Raw genomic sequence first — 17,688 nt, forward strand, 5'->3', positions numbered from 1 at the left:
ACTACTATGTGTGGGGTTTCTTCTGATTATGTAAGAAATCATTCATTTGATTTTTTCGTATGACATGATTTGGGCAGGCAAATCTTTTTGCTGGATAAATGTTTGCTTTCCGGCGGATCTGTGAGTACCTTTGTATGATACCAATACATTATATTATGTTAGACAAATTGGATTATTCTTTGGTTCCTTATGATTTTGCGTTTTGTTTTGACGGGAAATGCCGGCGTGCTTCTACCTGTCTGCGTTATCAGGCGTCGCGCTATATTCCGAAAGAGTCCTGGGCGGTGAGGGTGGTCAATCCGGAGCGTGTTGTTCCCGATGGCGATTGTTGCGGGTTCATGGATGACAGTCCGCTGAGAAACGCATACGGCATGGATCATCTGCTGGACAATATTCCTTATCGCGAGGCTAAGGAGATACGGAGGGAGATGAGGGAGTATTTCGGGACTACTCATTTTTACCGGCTGAAACGCAAGGAGCGTTGTTTCACTCCCGAAGGCCAGCAATATGTGCACGACCTGCTCCGCCGGTACGGTGTCGAAGGAGAGCCGGTGTTTGACCGGTATGAAGAAAATTTCGGTTGGGAATGCAATCCTGATACTACGGCATGAAAAAAAGGTTTCCATTGCATGAAAATAAATTTTCCATAGGTAGAAAATAAATTTTCATGCGGTGGAAAATTTATTTTCACTGTTTGGAGAGGGGTGAAACATTTTGAGGTTTCTGAAAAGATTCGGTCTCTTACGGGAGTTGCTTGTGTTGGAAAAAGCCCTATATTTGTATCCGTCAATCGATATAGTTAACTCAAAAAGACATTGTGTATATGGAAAAACAAAAACAGTCCCGGCGGTTGCTGTCGCTGGATGCCCTGCGAGGGTTTGATATGTTCTTTATTATGGGAGGGGCTTCCCTTTTCGTTGCGTTGGCAACGTTGTTTCCGAATCCTTTTTTTCAGGCGATAGCCGATCAGATGCATCATGTGAAGTGGAACGGGCTGACACAGCACGACACGATCTTTCCGCTGTTTCTGTTTATCGCCGGCATCTCGTTCCCTTTCTCTTTGGAGAAGCAGCGGGAGCAGGGGAAGAGCGAGTCGGATATCTATAAGAAGATCATCCGCCGCGGTCTGACGTTGGTGTTGCTGGGATGTGTCTATAACGGATTGTTGCAGTTTGACTTTACGAATCTTCGCTATGCCAGTGTCTTGGCGCGTATCGGGTTGGGATGGATGTTTGCCGCCTTGTTGTTCGTACATTTCCGCACTTCTGTCCGGGCGTGGATAGCCGGGGCAATCTTGGTCGGCTATTGGGTTTGGATGGCTTTTATCCCTGTGCCGGGAGCAGAAGCCGGGCCGTTCACGTTGGAAGGTAACTGGGTCGGCTATGTGGACCGTTTGTTGTTGCCGGGGCGTTTACATCAAGGATTTTTTGACCCGGAAGGGTTGTTGTCCACGTTACCGGGAATTGTGACGGCTATGTTGGGAATGTTTACGGGCGAGTTCATCAAGTTGCATAAAGAAGGACTGACGGATAAGCGGAAGGTGGCAGGCTTGGTGCTGGCCGGTGCGTTGTTGCTGGTGGCAGGGTTGTTGTGGAGCTTGGTGTTCCCGATCAACAAAAAGCTGTGGAGCAGTTCGTTCGTCTGTGTCGTCGGAGCTTATTCGGTTTGGATGTTCGCCCTGTTTTATTACATTGTCGACGTGTTGGAGTGGCGTAAATGGACGTTCTTCTTCAAGGTGATCGGCGTGAATTCCATCACGATCTATCTGGCCCAGGAGTTCATCAACTTCTCTTTCACCTCCGACGCCCTGTTCGGGGGGCTTGCCGGGCTGATGCCGGAGGCCGTCCGGCCGTTGATCGGTTCGATCGGCTACATCGCTGTTTGTTGGGGATTCCTCTACTTCCTGTATCGTCAGCGTATTTTCTTGAAAGTGTGAGAAGATTTCATAAATCATAAATTGTAAATCATAATGAAACCTGCTTATAAACGCCTGGAGTCGCTCGACGTGTTGCGTGGCTTCGATTTGTTTTGCCTGGTGGCTTTGGAAGGCATTCTGCATCCTCTCGGACGTGCGATAGATGCGGCGTGGTATGACGACTTTCTGTGGTGCTTCTCTCATGTGCAATGGGAGGGTTTCTCTTCGTGGGACTTGGTGATGCCGCTCTTCATGTTCATGGCGGGCGTGTCGATGCCCTTTGCCCTTTCCCGCTATAAGGCGATGCCGGATAAAGGGGCGGTCTACCGCCGTATCGTCAAACGCGTGATATTGCTTTGGATCTTCGGAATGATGTGTCAGGGGAACCTGTTGGGATTGGACCCTGACCGGATTTATCTTTATTCGAACACCTTGCAGGCGATTGCGATGGGCTACCTGATCGCGGCCATGCTGTTCCTGCATGTGCGGCTCTCCGTGCAGATCGGGGCGGCGGTCGTCCTCTTGTTGGTCTATTGGGGGGCGATGCAGTTCATTACGGTCGATGGCTACGGAGGCGGTAACTACACGCCCGACGGAAACCTGGCCGAATGGGTGGACCGCACCGTGTTGGGGCGGTTCCGGGATGCAGCCGTGGTCGAGAACGGGCAAGTCGTGTTTGCCGAATCCTATCGTTATACGTGGATATTAAGCAGCCTGAACTTCGGAGTGACGGTGCTGACCGGACTCTTTGCCGGACATATCCTGAAAAGCGCGATGGACCGGAAACGTAAATGGCAATGGCTGTTAGGCATCGGTGTGGCGATGGTTGCCTTGGGCTGGCTGTGGGGATTGCAGCTTCCGGTGATCAAGAAGATATGGACAAGTTCGATGGTGCTGGTCAGCAGCGGCTACTGCTTCCTGCTGATGGGTGTGTTCTATTATTGGATCGATTATAAGGGACACGGGAAGAATCTGACCTGGCTGAAAGTCTACGGCATGAATTCGATCGTGGCTTACATGTTGGCTAACGTGATTAGTTTCAGAAGTATAGGAACATCCCTCTTCCATGGTCTCGAACAATATATAGGAAATTATTATCCGGCTTTGATTGCAACGTCGAACGCGTTGATAATTTATGTAATTTTGTGGCTGCTTTATAAACGTAATATATTTTTGAAAGTGTGAGAGGAATGAAGGTGTGTCAAAATATAAATCATAAATCATAAATCATAAATCATAAACCGATGGAATCAATCAAGCAAATATACCGGATCGGCCACGGACCGTCCAGTAGCCATACGATGGGGCCGATGCGAGCTGCCCGGATGTTCTTGGAACGTAATCAGGGCGCAGCGCGGTTTGATGTCACTCTCTATGGCAGCCTGGCAGCCACAGGCAAGGGACACATGACGGATGCAGCCATTCTCGAAGTGCTCAGTCCGGTAGCCAAAACCAACATCATCTGGGAACCGAAGGTGTTCCTGCCTTTCCACCCGAACGGTCTCCAGTTCCGTTCGTTTGACGAAAGCGGCAAGGAGTTGGAAAACTGGACGATTTACAGTATCGGCGGCGGAACGCTGGCAAACGAAACCTACAACGAGTTGACACAAGGGCAGGTCTACGAAATGCATACCATCAAGGATATACAAGCCTGGTGTGAGAAAACCGGCTATTCCTACTGGGAATATGTCGAACAGTGCGAAGGTCCGCAGATATGGGATTATCTGGCCGAAGTATGGGATGTGATGCAACAGGCGGTCCATAACGGGCTCGAAACCGAAGGCATTTTGCCCGGTGGCCTGGGAATCCGTCGTAAGGCGTCCGACTATATGATCCGTGCCAAAGGTTATGGCAGCAGCATCAAAAACCGCGGGATGGTCTATGCGTATGCATTGGCTGTTTCCGAAGAGAACGCTTGCGGAGGCCAGATCGTGACTGCTCCGACCTGCGGTTCGTGCGGTGTGATGCCTGCCGTGCTCTATCACCTGAAAGAGTCTCGCGATTTCCGTGATTCCCGTATCTTGCGTGCGTTGGCGACTGCCGGGTTGTTCGGCAATGTGGTGCGTACGAATGCATCCGTTTCCGGGGCCGAGGTAGGATGCCAGGGAGAGGTTGGTGTGGCTTGTGCGATGGCGGCAGCGGCGGCCAGCCAGTTGTTCGGCGGGACGCCTGCCCAGATCGAGTATGCGGCCGAGATGGGGCTGGAGCACCACTTGGGGCTGACGTGCGATCCTGTTTGCGGACTGGTCCAGATACCCTGCATCGAACGTAATGCCTTTGCGGCAGCCCGTGCGTTGGATGCGAATACTTTCTCCAACTTCTCCGATGGCAAGCACCGGGTAAGTTTCGACCAAGTAGTCGAAGTGATGCGCCAGACCGGAAACGACCTGCCGAGCCTCTATAAGGAAACATCCGAGGGCGGGCTGGCTAAGAATATGGAACGGAAATGAGAAGATTTATGATTTATGATTTATGATTTATTAAAGAAAAACATATCATAAATCATAAATCATAAATCATAAATCATAAATCATAAATGAAAATTCTAACTCATAAATGAAAAGAAGTTTATATCTGCTATTGTGTGCTGCCGCATTGGTTTCGTGCGGGCAGCCGAAACAACAACAGGAGGCCGCTGCCGATGTCGTGACCAGTGGTAATCCGATATTCGAGGGCTGGTATGCCGATCCCGAAGGAATCATTTACGACGATACCTATTGGGTTTTCCCGACTTGGAGTGATGCGTATGAGAAACAGACCCATTTCGACTGCTTTTCATCCAAAGACCTCGTGAACTGGACGAAGCATTCGTCTGTGCTCGACACCTCTGCCGTGAAATGGGCGAAGAGAGCCATGTGGGCACCGTCTATCATCCATAAGGACGGCAAATATTATTTCTTCTTCGGAGCCAACGACGTGCATGAAGGCGAAGTGGGAGGAATCGGGGTTGCCGTCAGCGACCGCCCGGAAGGCCCGTATAAGGACCTGTTAGGCAAACCGCTTATCAACGAGATCGTGAACGGGGCGCAGCCGATCGACCAGTTCGTTTTTCATGACGACGACGGTCGCTACTATATGTATTACGGAGGTTGGGGACATTGCAATGTCGTCCTTCTGAACGACGACTTCACCGGGCTGGTTCCTTTTGAAGACGGAACGGTCTATAAGGAGGTGACACCTGACAAATATGTGGAAGGTCCGTTCATGTTCAAGAAGAACGGCAAATACTATTTCATGTGGAGCGAAGGAGGGTGGACCGGTCCCGACTATTGTGTCGCTTATGCGATTGCCGATTCGCCATTCGGGCCGTTCGACCGTGTCGCCACGATTCTCCAGCAAGATTCGACGATAGCGCGAGGTGCCGGACATCATTCGGTTATGCATGTCCCGAATTCCGAAGATTATTACATCGTCTACCATCGTCGTCCGCTGAACGACAATACCCGCGACCACCGTGTGACTTGTATCGACCGGATGACTTTCGATGAGAACGGATTCATAAATCCTGTTAAAATGACTTTCGAAGGTGTTCCTGCCCGTACAATAGGTAAGTAAGGACGATTTAATCGCTAAAAGATATTAAAACAGGAGTGTAGCTGTTGCACTCCTGTTTTTTTGTACTACTTTTGACACATGTGTCAGACACGAGTGATAAAATATTTAATAACATTACAGCGATGAGTACAGAAGAACTTCAGGACATGGAAAGCCGGATAATCGAAGCAGCGAAGCGGGTGTTTGTCCGAAAAGGATATGAGGCGACCAAGATGAGCGATATCGCTCTTGAAGTCGGCCTCGGCCGTACGGCCTTGCATTATTATTTCCGGACGAAGGAGATGCTTTTCGACGCTATCTTCGGCCGGTTGATGGGAGTATTGTTGCCTAATATAGAGATGATCGTGAACGAGCCTGTGTCCTGCTTGGAGAAAATTCCCAGGATTGTAGACCAATACCTGATGATCGTCCATGCCAATCCCTCTTTCCCGATTTTTGTGGTGAATGAGTTCAACCGGGACCCGGATCATCTATACAGAGTCATTCTGAAAGAGCCGGAACGCCTTGGACTGTTCCTGCGGTTACGGGAACAAATGTTGGAGGAAATGGAAAAAGGAATATTGAGAAAGATACCTTTGGTTTATTTGGTTTCTACGCTAATGAGCCTGGTCGTGTTTCCTGTGTTGGCGAGAAACCCGTTGACGAATGTCTTCTTTGAAGGCGATCCCCGGAAGTTTGAAGTCTTTTTACAGGAACGCGGTACATTTATCAAAGAAGTGTTGATCCGGTTGCTTACTCCGGACCGGCCGAAGGTGGAGGACGAATGAGAGGAGAATATACATATATGAAACGAATGAACTTGAATGGATGGAAACGGTTAGCCTTTGTGTTGCTCGTCTTTCCCCTTGTGGCGGAAGGAGCGGGGGCACAGGAGCGTATAACGTTGGGCGAGTGCTACGAATGGGCGCATGCCAACTATCCGCAGATACACCGGTACGGGCTGATCGAACAGACCGAACAGTATAACCTGTCCAATGCCGCCAAAGGCTGGCTGCCACAGCTCTCGGTCAATGCGAAAGCGACGTATCAGAGCGACGTGACAAAGTTGCCGTTCGATGCCGACAAGCTGTCGGCAATCATTCCCGGAATCGAGATACCGACACTCAGCAAGGACCAGTATCAGGTCGTGGCCGAAGTGAACCAGACGATCTGGGACGGTGGCGTGATCCGTTCCGCCCGCCGGTTGACGGAAGCACAGGCAACGGCCGACCGGGAACAACTGAACAGCAACCTCTATGCCTTGAACGACCGGGTGAACCAGCTTTATTTCGGCTGTCTCCTGCAAGACGAACTGATCCGTCAGAACGGTTTGCTCCAGAAAGAGTTGCAGCTCAATATCGACCGTATCTCGGCCATGATGGAGAATGGCGTTGCCAACCTGTCCGACCGCGAAAGCATGGAAGTCGAGTTGTTGAACGCCCGCCAGAAGGCGATAGAGTTGAAAGCCGCCCGTTCGGCCTACGGCAAGATGCTGGCGGCCTTGATCGGCCGTCCGGATAGCGGGGCGTTCGTGCTGGAAGTCCCTTCGCTGCCGGAGGCTCCTTCGTTGTCGCCTGTGATCAGCCGGCCGGAGCTTCGTGCGTTGGATGCCCAAAGCGAGTTGCTCGAATTGCAGAACAAACAGTTGACCGCCGGGCTGATGCCTCGTATCGGTGCTTTCTTCCAGGGCGGTTACGGCCGTCCGGGGTTGAATATGCTGGAAGACAGTTTCAATCCGTTCTACATCGCCGGTGTCCGTCTGAGTTGGAACATGGGTAAATTATATACCTTGAAGAACGATCGCCGGAAGATTGCCACGGACCGCCGGGCGGTGGAAGTTGAGCGGGAGACATTCCTCTTCAATACCCGTCTCCAATTGACACAGCAGAACACGGAGATCAGGAAGATGACCGAACTGATGAAAGCCGACGATGAGATCATCCGCCTCCGCTCCAGTATCAAGAAGGCGGCCGAAGCCAAGCTGGCGAACGGCGTGATCTCCGTCACCGACCTCATCCACGAGATCAACTCCGAAGACCTGGCCCGCCAGGCGGCTGCCACGCACCGGATACAACAGTTGCAATCAATCTATAATCATAATGTTACTTTTGGCTTGACCCAAAAGTAACCAAAAAGATCAAGGTTTGTCTGTTACTTTTGGCTTGATCCAAAAGTAACCAAAAAGTCAAGGCTTAAGCTGACGAGCTACTTCGTTCCCTTCGTTCGCTGTCGCGTCTGAAACTCGCTTCGCTCAAACAGCAGACGCTCCGGGCGCTCACTGCGGTCACTGCGCTTAACGCTCGCCAGCTTAGGCCGGGAGCAGAGCCGGAACGGCTCTTTGGGGATTGCCGATACCGACACCTATATAACAGGCGGTATCGGCAATCATAGGAGAAAGCGGAGCTTTTTAGGAAAGGCCTAAGCGGACGGGCGTAAAGCGGAGGGTGAAGGCGTAGCGTCCGGAGCCTGCGCTGTTTGAGCGAAGCGAGTTTCGCAGGCGACAGCGTAGCCTTCACCCGGAGTAGCCCGTCCGGTTGAGCCTTGATCTTTTGGTTACTTTTGGATCAAGCCAAAAGTAACAGAACAACAGTTGGATGTAATCCAACGAAAAAAGAAAGTTGGATGCGACCCAACGAAAAAAAATCTAGGGTATCGGGCAAAGCCCGCTCCACAGGCGACAGCGTAGCCTTCGCCCGGAGTAGCCCGTCCGGTTGAGCCTTGATCTTTTGGTTACTTTGGGATCAAGCCAAAAGTAACAGACAAACAAATAAATAATTGAAATTAAACATCAATCAATATGAAACCGATTCTTTTATTCAGTTTAGCGTTAGCTCTGTCGGCTTGCAGTGGCAACAAGAACGACTTCGATGCCACAGGAGCATTCGAATCCACCGAAATAATCGTTTCTTCGGAGGCGAACGGGAAGATCATGGAACTGAACCTGCAGGAAGGCGACCGGCTTGAAGCGGGCGCCGTGTTGGGTTATGTGGACAGTATGCAGCTTTACCTCCGGAAGAAGCAACTCGAAGCGGGCCTCCGTAGCGTGGACATCCGCAAACCGGATATCCGCAAACAGATCGCTTCCCTCGAACAGCAGATCGCCGTCGCCCGGAGCGAACAGCAGCGTATGGAGAACCTGGTAAAGGCGAAAGCCGGCAACCAGAAACAGGTCGATGACATCGTCAACAACATTAAGGTGCTGCAAAAGCAATTGGATGCCCAATATTCGACCTTGCATAAAACGACGAGCGGGGCGGATGCCGAAGCGGAAAGCATCGTCTACCAGATCATGCAGCTGGACGACCAGTTGCAGAAAAGCCGCATCGTCAACCCGCAGTCCGGCACTGTCCTCGTTAAATATGCCGAACCGGGCGAAGTCACGGCTGCCGGCAAGCCTCTTTATAAGATAGCCGACACCGATCTGCTGTATCTTCGCGCTTACCCTACCGCCGAACAGCTTACGCAGTTGAAACTCGGGCAGCGGGTGCGTGTCTTTGCCGATTTCGGAGAAAAGGGACAAAAGGAATATCCCGGCACGATCACCTGGATTTCCGAAAAGTCGGAATTTACCCCGAAAGGAATCCAGACCAAGAACGAACGGGCCAATCTGGTCTATGCCGTCAAGATAGCTGTCAGGAACGATGGCTATTTGAAGATCGGACAATATGGGGAAGTCCTTTTTAAGTGACAATTGAGAATTGACAATGATGAGAGAGATTGATATTCGACATATAAATAAGGCTTATGGGGAGGTTCGGGCTTTGCAGGACATCTCGTTGCACATCGGCGAAGGGGAGCTCTTCGGGCTGATCGGGCCGGACGGGGCGGGCAAGACATCGCTGTTCAGGATACTGACCACCCTGCTGCTGGCAGACAGCGGTACGGCTTCGGTCTGCGGACTGGATGTCGTACGCGATTATAAGGAGATCCGTTGGCGGGTAGGGTATATGCCGGGGCGTTTCTCCCTTTATCAAGACTTGACGGTGGAAGAGAACCTGAACTTCTTTGCTACCGTGTTCAATACGACTGTCCGGGAGAACTACGACCTGATCCGGGATATTTATGTCCAGATAGAGCCTTTCAAGAAACGGAAAGCCGGGAAGCTCTCCGGCGGGATGAAGCAGAAGTTGGCCTTGAGCTGTGCGCTGATCCATCGGCCCGATGTCCTTTTCTTGGACGAGCCGACGACGGGTGTCGATCCTGTTTCGCGTGTGGAGTTTTGGGATATGCTGGACCGGTTGAAGAGGCAAGGGATCACGATTCTGGTTTCGACGCCCTATATGGACGAGGCTTCCCGTTGCGACCGTATCGCGCTGATGCGTGGCGGACGTTGCCTGTCGGTCGATACGCCGGAAGGCATCCGCGCTACGTTCGACAAATATTTGTATGCCGTCCGGTCGGCTTCGATGTACAAACTGTTGCTCGACCTCAGAACATATCCGGATGCGGACTCCTGTTTCTCTTTCGGAGACGCGCATCATTTCTCCATTCGCAAGGAGGTGGTGGATAAAGAAGGAGAAGCCGTCTTCCGCAAGGATCTGCAAGCATTCCTGACGGCAAAAGGACATGCGGATATCGGCATCGAACCGATAAAACCAGGTATAGAAGATTGTTTTATGGCTTTATGATTATGAATGTAATAGAAACAGATAAACTGACGAAATGCTTCGGTTCCTTTACCGCCGTCGACCATATCAGCTTCGCGGTAGGCGAGGGGGAGATTTTCGGTTTCTTGGGAGCGAACGGAGCCGGCAAGACGACTGCCATGCGTATGTTGTGCGGCCTTTCGACACCGACCTCCGGGACGGGAAAGGTCGCCGGTTTCGATATCTATAAGGAAACGGAACAGATCAAACGGCATATCGGCTACATGAGCCAGAAGTTTTCCCTCTACGGAGACCTGAAGGTCTGGGAGAACATCCGCTTGTATGGCGGTATCTACGGCTTGTCCGAGAAGCAACTGAAAGCGAAGACGGACGAGCTGCTCCGGGTTCTTGACCTGGAGAACGAACGGAACACCTTGGTCGATGCCCTGCCGTTGGGCTGGAAGCAAAAGCTGGCTTTCTCCGTCGCCATCATCCACGAACCCCGGATCGTTTTCCTGGACGAACCGACCGGAGGTGTCGATCCCGTCACCCGCCGCCAGTTCTGGGAGCTGATCTACCAGGCTGCCGAACGAGGCATTACGGTCTTTGTCACCACCCACTATATGGACGAGGCGGAGTATTGCAACCGTGTCTCCATCATGGTAGACGGTAAGATCGAAGCCTTGGACAGCCCTTCCGCCCTCAAATCGTCTTTCAAGGCCGGTAATATGAACGAAGTCTTCCATGCGTTGGCACGGAGAGCGAAGAGAACGGAAAATTGATAATTGAGAATTGAAAATTAAAGAATAAGCATGAAAAGTCCTTTGGTCGCTTTTGTTAGAAAGGAATTTATCCACATCTTCCGTGACAAGCGGACGATGATGATCCTGTTGTTGATGCCTGTCGTCCTGATCATCCTCTTCGGCTATGCCATTACGACGGAGATCAAGTGTGTGCCTATCGCAATCCTGGACCAGAGCCGGGACGAGGTGACGCAGAAGATGATTTCCCATTTTGTCGCCAGCGAGTATTTCGAGCTCTATAAGATGATCGATAACGTAGAAGAGGGCCGGGCCCTTTTCCGTCAGGGTAAAGTCCGGATGGTTTTAATAGTTGAAAGGGGAAAGGTGAAAGGTGAAAGCGAAATCCAGCTATTGGTCGACGCGACCGATCCGAACGAAGCGACGCAGCTATCTGCGTATGCTACGCAGATAGCAGTTGAGCAACTTTCACCTTTCACCTTTCACCTTTCAACTGGCAAAGGAATTGTGCCGGTAATTTCTTTGCTCTACAACCCCCAGCTTCGTGGGGCGTACAACTTCGTGCCCGGTGTCATGGGGCTGATCCTGATTCTGATCTGTGCCATGATGACCTCCGTCGGGATCGTGAAGGAGAAAGAGATAGGGACGATGGAAGTGCTTCTCGTTTCTCCGCTGAAGCCGGTCTATATCATTCTGGCCAAAGCGACTCCCTATCTGTTGTTGAGCTTAGTGAATATAGCCACCATACTGGCTTTGTCGTACTTCCTTCTGGATGTGCCGATCAACGGCAGCCTGTTGCTGTTAGTGGGCGTTTCCGTCCTCTACGCCTTGGTGGCGTTGTGCCTGGGGTTGTTGATCTCGACGATAGCCGACACCCAGCAGGCCGCCATGCTGATCAGTGCCGTTGTCCTGATGCTGCCCGTCATATTGCTTAGCGGGATGGTGTTCCCGATCGAGAATATGCCGGAGATACTGCAAGTCATATCCAATATCGTACCGGCCAAATGGTATATCATCGCCGTGAAAGATATCATGATTAAAGGCCTGGGCCTCGGTTCCGTCCTGCAGGAAATAGGCATACTGTCCCTGATGGTTGTCGTGCTGATAGGCTTGAGTGTGAAACGTTTTAAAATACGATTATGATGAGGATGCTGAAATACTTATTGGAGAAGGAGTTCAAACAGATCAAGCGGGACCGGTTCCTGCCCCGTATCATCTTCCTTTTGCCGGTCATACAGTTGATGGTTCTTCCTTTTGCCGCTAATTTCGAGATGCGGAATATCAATCTGAGCATCGTCGACAACGACCATTCCGTCCTTTCCCGCAGGCTGACGGACAAGGTCCTGTCTTCCGGCTACTTCCGCCTGGCGGATGTCTCGCCCCGCTACGACGAGGCTTTGGTTTCCATCGAAAGCAATGCCGCCGATATCATCCTTGAGATACCGTCCCGTTTCGAAGAACGGTTGGGGCGGGAGGGAACGGCCGAGCTTCTGATAGCCGCCAATGCTGTGAACGGGACGAAAGGAGGGATAGGCAGTTCCTACCTCGCGTCCATCATCCAGGATTTCAATCAGGAGAAAAACCTTTTGCCCGTATCGGCCGGTGGAGGAGACGGAATCCGTGTCACGAACCTGTTCAATCCGCATCTGAATTATAAGAACTACATGGTTCCCGGTATCATGGCATTCCTGCTGACGCTTATCGGCGGTTTCCTTTCCGCCCTGAACATCGTGAGCGAAAAGGAGAAAGGGACGATCGAACAGATCAACGTGACGCCTGTCCCGAAAGCCCTGTTCCTGCTCTCCAAGCTGATCCCGTTCTGGATTATCGGGCTGATCCTGCTCACGATAGGCACCTGTATCGCCTGGTTGGTCTACGGATTGCTGCCGGTAGGCAATATGGGGATCATCTATCTGTTTGCGGCTGTCTACCTGATGGCGTTCACCGGTTTCGGCCTGGCTATCTCGTCCGTCTCGTCCACCCAGCAGCAGGCCATGTTTACGGCTTTCTTTTTTATGATTATATTTGTCCTCCTGAGCGGAATGTTTACCCCCGTCAGCAGTATGCCGGTCTGGGCACAGGAACTGACGCGTTTCAATCCGCTCCGCTATCTGGTCGAAGTGATGCGGATGGTTTATCTGAAAGGCAGCACTTTGTCAGACCTCACCGGCCACTTCATAGCTGTTTGCCTGTTCGCCCTGTTCTTTAACATATTGGCTATCGTCAGCTATAAGAAGAGTTGAAAGGTGAAAGTGAAAATGCAAATAGCAACGCGAAGCAACTTTCAACTTTCACCTTTCAACTATAATGTGTTTTACGACATACTTAACCAATTTTTACAAACATTCTGCCATTCTTTCTTCATACTCTTTTATATTTGATCCAAATCTGAAACAATATTTCAAATATGAAAAGCGTTGTTCCAAATATGGAAAAAGCAGAAGAGAACTACAAGGTCCCGAATCTCGAAAAAGGGATTGCCGTACTTGAGTACTTGTCGCTTCGCACCCAGGGTGAGACGCTTCAGGAAATCAAGTCGGATCTTGATATATCCCAAACTACGGCCTATCGTATTTTGAATACGTTGGTGCGTTTGGACTATTTGATTTATAATGAAGATACAAAACGATACAAGTTGTCCCGCAAATTACTAACTTTGGGGTTCAGATCGTTGAATGAGCACAATTTGCTGGAAACGGTTCTGCCTCGTTTGCGTGATTTGCGCGATCAGGTGAAAGAGACAGCTTGTTTCGGCGTGTTGGGAGACCGGAAAGGTATCTTTATCGAGCAGGCCCAGGGACATCATACGTTCCGTTTTGTCCTCTCGCCGGGGAAATCTTTCGATTTGCATTGTTCGGCCCCGGGAAAGGCTATCATGGCTTATCTGCCGAATACAGTCCGGGACCGGTATTTGTCTTATATGGAGTTTACACGCTACAACGCCCGGACTATTACTACACGTGATGCTTATCTGGAGGAACTTGAGAGAGTCCGGAAATTGGGCTATGCCTTGGATAATGAGGAAGAGTTGAACGGTGTGATTTGCATTGGGACGCCTATCTTTAATTATACGGGCTATCCTTGTGGGGCAATCTGGATTTCCGGCCCGAAGGACCGGCTGTCGAAAGAGGTCGTACGGACTTCGGCCGATTGCATAAAGAAAGTGGCTCAGACGATATCTCTTGAGTTAGGATATATAAAGCAAAAAAAATATAATATACCATGAAAACACGAAAATACATGTTTAAAAACTCTCTGGTGGCTTGTTTTGCCTGCTGTTGCATCTCCTTTGCTTCAGCAGGCAACCCACCGTTCTTCCCGACTGATGTCGCGACGAATGCGAAAGGTGAGTTGTTGATGACAGATAAAGGCGTTAAGCGTGTTGACGTTTTTTCGCCTGACGGCAAAGCGTTGTTGCGTTCTTTCCCGATGGACGAAGCGCCCACGGGTATCCTCGTGGATGGCGACAAGGCGTATGTGACGACATTCGGAACGACAGGCCACTTACAGATCCTGTCGCTCGAATCGGGCAGGGTGGAGGCTTCCATTCCGACCGGTTCGGGAGCATGCCATCCGATGTTCGGTCCGGACAAGAAACATATATATGTATGCAATCAGTTCCAGACCACCATTTCCGAAGTCGATCCGGTTGCGCGGAAGGTGGTGCGTACGGTAAAGGTCTTGCGCGAACCGAAGTCTGCCGTGTTCAGCAAAGATGGCAAATACATGTTCGTAACGAACTTCCTGCCGGCCCAACGGGCAGACCTCGATTATGTGGCTGCCTGCGTATCCGTGATCGAGATGGATGGCTTCACGAAGGTGAAAGACATCCGGCTGGCAAACGGCAGCAATGCCCTCCGTGGAATTTGTATCACTCCCGACGGCAAGTATATATATGTATCGCACAACTTAGGACGTTTCACCGTTCCTACATCGCAGTTGCAGCAGGGATGGATGAACACGAGCGCATTCAGCGTGATCGATGTCGAGAAGCAGGACTTCCTGGGAGCCATCGTCGTGGATGAACCCGAACGTGGTGCAGCTGGTATCTGGAGCATTGCCTGCAATGACGAGTCCGTTTTCATCTCCCATTCGGGAACACACGAAGTCAGCGTGATCGACCATAAGGCGATGTTGGAGAAATTCCTGAACTATCCCAATAAGGCGATGCTGGATTACGACTTGACTTTTCTCTACGGCCTTCGCGAACGTGTCCCCTTGGAAGGAAACGGCCCTCGCAGCATGATCCTGGACGGTGACAAGCTGATAATCCCGACCTACTTTGCCGATGTCCTGAACATAATGGATATCAACACGAACGGAGTGACAGCGGTCGAGCTGAATCCCGGACGCGAGGAGACAGCCGAAAACAAAGGCGAACGCTACTTTAACGATGCTTCGCACTGCTTCCAGAACTGGCAGAGTTGTAACGGCTGCCACCCCGGAGATGCCCGTACGGACGGCATGAACTGGGACTTGATGAACGACGGTGTCGGCAATTCCAAGAACTGCAAGAGCCTGCTCTTTAGCCATGTGACTCCTCCCAACATGATTTCCGGTATCCGTGAACATGCGGAACGGGCTGTGCGGGCCGGCTTTAACTTCATCCAGTTCTATGACGTCTCCGAAGAAGACGCCGTTTGTGTGGATGCCTATTTGAAATCGCTTCGCCCCGTGCCCAGTCCTTATCTGGTGAACGGCGAGCTGTCCGATTTGGCAAAGGAAGGGCAGAAGGTTTTTGAAAAGCTGAAATGCGGGGAATGCCATAGCGGTGTTTACTATACGGACATGAAATACCACCGTATAGGCGAAGATATCGAGTTCGAAAAAGGCTGGGACACCCCGACTTTGCGCGAAGTATGGCGTACGGCTCCTTATCTGTTCGACGGGCGTGCAGCCACCATGAAAGAAGTGTTCAGCGTCCATAAACACGGCATCGAAAAGAAAGTTTCAGAGAAAGATATCGAAGCATTAACCGAATATGTGAACTCTTTATGAATTATTGCGATAAAATACATTACAATATCTATACGACCGGACTGGCAGCCTTCGACAAGATGGTAGACGCCCTGCTGGCGCAGTTGCCCCAAGACGAGCAGATTCTCCGTTTGGCCTTCTTCGGCATGCCGAACGACAACGAACAGTATGTCGCCCGCCGCATCATACTGCGCGAGAAGATCCGTAAGTTCTACGGGAATCACGAGCCGGTGCTGAGCTACGTTTCCCAACCGCCTCTGAATGCAGGGTTGATCCTGGAGGTCCATAGCTACAAAGCGGATGAAGGCGATCATATCACCTTCCGCCGCCACGAAGGTTTCCCGTATGTCGTGCTGGAGAATGCCGACGGCCGTTTTCTCTTTGCCGGCGGTTTCCACGGCGATGTGATCAACTTCGGTATCCAGCAACAGTCGAACGAAGTCTTTGGCATGATAGGAGAGGTGATGCGCCGGGAAGGTTTCCCCGTCAACAGCATCATCCGCCAGTGGAACTACATCGAGCAGATCACCCGCTTCGACGGGCCTGACCAGCATTACCAGATGTTCAACAACGCCCGTGCCGATTTCTACGGAAGGACAAACTGGAACAATGGCTATCCTGCCGCTACCGGTATCGGGGCTAACCTGGGAGGCATACTGGTCGACTTGGATGCGGCTGTGTTTGCCCGTCCCGGATGCTATGCCACCCCGATCGACAACAAGTTGCAGATAGCCGCCCATGCCTATTCGGACCAGGTCCTCGAAGCCGCCCAACAGAAGAAAGCGACACCGAAGTTCGAACGGGCCAAGAGCATGACCTTCGACGACCGGCGGATCGTCTACATATCCGGTACGGCCGCTATCCGCGGAGAAGAAAGCCTAGTAGGCGTAGGCCTCGGACGCCAGCTCCATATCACGATGGAAAACATCGGCCAGCTGATCGGCAAGGCGAAACTGAAAATGCTGCGTGTCTATCTGAAAGAGAAATCCTTCTACGAAGAGGCGCGGCAGTTGCTCGAAGGATATAACCTGGACATTCCCATATCTTATATGTGGGCGGATGTGTGCCGGGATGAGCTGTTGATCGAAATAGAAGGAATCGCCATCGAATAAGAACAAATATTACTAACTAAATAAACAAGAGAAAAAAATGAAAAAGAATTTGATGAAATCAGTCGCTATGGGAGCGCTTTTGCTTTCTATGGCTGCATGTTGCGGTAAGACATCTACCGGCGAATCTTCCTGCTGCTCGTCTGCAGGCGAAGGAGAATGCACCGAACAGTGCGGTGGCAACAATAAGGGTTGTAACAACAATGCTAACTGTAAAAATAATAAAGAAATGAAGTATTCAAAGAAGTACACGAATGCCGACTTCTACAAAGACGGCAAGTTCCAACAGGATGTTGCTATTGAAGCAATGAAAGACATGTTCGCGTTTTACGATGTTCCTTTCACCGAACTGATGGCTAAGGACATGTGGGTGACAGATTTCGGTCTGGGCGATTTTGAAAACGTAGGTATGGGTGGTATCTTCTGGATCAACGATCCTGAATATGGCTACTTCGCTCACGCCATCTACCTGCTTCCGGGACAGATGATCCCCGAACATGCACATGTAAAGACTAAATTCCCGGCTAAACATGAATCCTGGATGGTTGAAAAGGGATGGGTATACAACTTCTCTGAAATTGGCGACGAGACTCCTAATGCTCCTGCCATTCCTGCTACTCACGGTGCGATCAAGAGCAAAAACTTCGTCGTACAGCATGTAGGTGATGTTCTTCGCTTGAAAAAATTGGAATCATTCCACTTTATGATGGCTGGTCCTGAAGGTGCTATTGTTGATGAATGGGCATGCTACCATGATAATGATGGCTTGCGTTTCACCAACACAAAAGCTGCGTTATAATTAAGTA

General features: G+C 50.8%; 16 protein-coding genes. All 16 read left to right on the forward strand.

Translation table 11 applies throughout. From position 1 onward, the window contains the following. Positions 1-155 precede the first annotated feature (155 nt). The 16 genes from BQ9893_RS01975 (at position 156) to BQ9893_RS02050 (ending at position 17,681) form a co-directional block, all read left to right on the forward strand. Positions 156-611, forward strand: coding sequence for a DUF6078 family protein (locus BQ9893_RS01975; protein ID WP_075964503.1), 456 nt, complete (start codon positions 156-158; stop codon positions 609-611). Positions 612-823: 212 nt separating this feature from the next. Further along, positions 824-1,936 carry an acyltransferase family protein gene (locus BQ9893_RS01980; protein WP_075964504.1) on the forward strand — a complete coding sequence of 371 codons (1,113 nt, stop codon included), beginning with the start codon at positions 824-826 and terminating at the stop codon, positions 1,934-1,936. A 33-nt stretch (positions 1,937-1,969) separates the two neighbouring features. Continuing rightward, entirely contained in the window at positions 1,970-3,100 is a 1,131-nt protein-coding gene (locus BQ9893_RS01985) for an acyltransferase family protein (protein WP_075964505.1), read from the forward strand. Positions 3,101-3,159: 59 nt separating this feature from the next. Beyond that, positions 3,160-4,365: an L-serine ammonia-lyase gene (locus tag BQ9893_RS01990; protein WP_075964506.1), complete on the forward strand. Its 1,206-nt coding sequence runs from the start codon at positions 3,160-3,162 to the stop codon at positions 4,363-4,365. Positions 4,366-4,471: 106 nt separating this feature from the next. Then, a complete protein-coding gene (locus tag BQ9893_RS01995; RefSeq protein WP_075964507.1) occupies positions 4,472-5,470 on the forward strand; it encodes a glycoside hydrolase family 43 protein in 999 nt (332 codons plus the stop codon). Between the two features lie 122 nt (positions 5,471-5,592). After that, on the forward strand, positions 5,593-6,237 hold the full coding sequence (locus BQ9893_RS02000) for a TetR/AcrR family transcriptional regulator (protein WP_075964508.1): 645 nt from the start codon (positions 5,593-5,595) through the stop codon (positions 6,235-6,237). 17 nt (positions 6,238-6,254) lie between these two features. After that, positions 6,255-7,577, forward strand: coding sequence for a TolC family protein (locus BQ9893_RS02005; protein ID WP_075965359.1), 1,323 nt, complete (start codon positions 6,255-6,257; stop codon positions 7,575-7,577). Positions 7,578-8,246: 669 nt separating this feature from the next. Further along, complete coding sequence (locus BQ9893_RS02010; protein ID WP_075964509.1) at positions 8,247-9,137, forward strand: HlyD family secretion protein; 891 nt, start codon at positions 8,247-8,249, stop codon at positions 9,135-9,137. A 16-nt stretch (positions 9,138-9,153) separates the two neighbouring features. Next, positions 9,154-10,077, forward strand: coding sequence for an ABC transporter ATP-binding protein (locus BQ9893_RS02015; protein ID WP_167369828.1), 924 nt, complete (start codon positions 9,154-9,156; stop codon positions 10,075-10,077). Between the two features lie 2 nt (positions 10,078-10,079). Beyond that, the gene (locus tag BQ9893_RS02020) at positions 10,080-10,817 is read left to right on the forward strand and encodes an ABC transporter ATP-binding protein (RefSeq protein ID WP_075964510.1); all 738 of its coding nucleotides are present in this window, start codon (positions 10,080-10,082) and stop codon (positions 10,815-10,817) included. A gap of 30 nt (positions 10,818-10,847) precedes the next feature. Continuing rightward, the gene (locus BQ9893_RS02025; protein WP_075964511.1) at positions 10,848-11,939 is read left to right on the forward strand and encodes an ABC transporter permease; all 1,092 of its coding nucleotides are present in this window, start codon (positions 10,848-10,850) and stop codon (positions 11,937-11,939) included. Between the two features lie 5 nt (positions 11,940-11,944). After that, entirely contained in the window at positions 11,945-13,039 is a 1,095-nt protein-coding gene (locus BQ9893_RS02030; RefSeq protein WP_075965361.1) for an ABC transporter permease, read from the forward strand. 164 nt (positions 13,040-13,203) lie between these two features. Further along, entirely contained in the window at positions 13,204-14,022 is an 819-nt protein-coding gene (locus BQ9893_RS02035) for an IclR family transcriptional regulator (RefSeq protein ID WP_075964512.1), read from the forward strand. Next, positions 14,019-15,794 (forward strand): YncE family protein, encoded by a 1,776-nt coding sequence (locus tag BQ9893_RS02040; protein WP_075964513.1) that lies wholly within the window; start codon positions 14,019-14,021, stop codon positions 15,792-15,794. The genes BQ9893_RS02035 and BQ9893_RS02040 overlap by 4 nt, the downstream gene beginning before the upstream one ends. Then, positions 15,791-16,885 (forward strand): chorismate transformation FkbO/Hyg5 family protein, encoded by a 1,095-nt coding sequence (locus BQ9893_RS02045; RefSeq protein WP_075964514.1) that lies wholly within the window; start codon positions 15,791-15,793, stop codon positions 16,883-16,885. Before BQ9893_RS02040 ends, BQ9893_RS02045 begins: the two co-directional genes overlap by 4 nt. Before the next feature lie 37 nt (positions 16,886-16,922). Beyond that, positions 16,923-17,681, forward strand: a complete 759-nt coding sequence (locus BQ9893_RS02050; RefSeq protein WP_075964515.1) for a cupin domain-containing protein — start codon at positions 16,923-16,925, stop codon at positions 17,679-17,681. The last annotated feature ends 7 nt before the right edge of the window (positions 17,682-17,688 follow it).

Origin of the sequence: Parabacteroides massiliensis (assembly GCF_900155425.1) — a bacterium.
Taxonomy (GTDB): domain Bacteria; phylum Bacteroidota; class Bacteroidia; order Bacteroidales; family Tannerellaceae; genus Parabacteroides; species Parabacteroides massiliensis.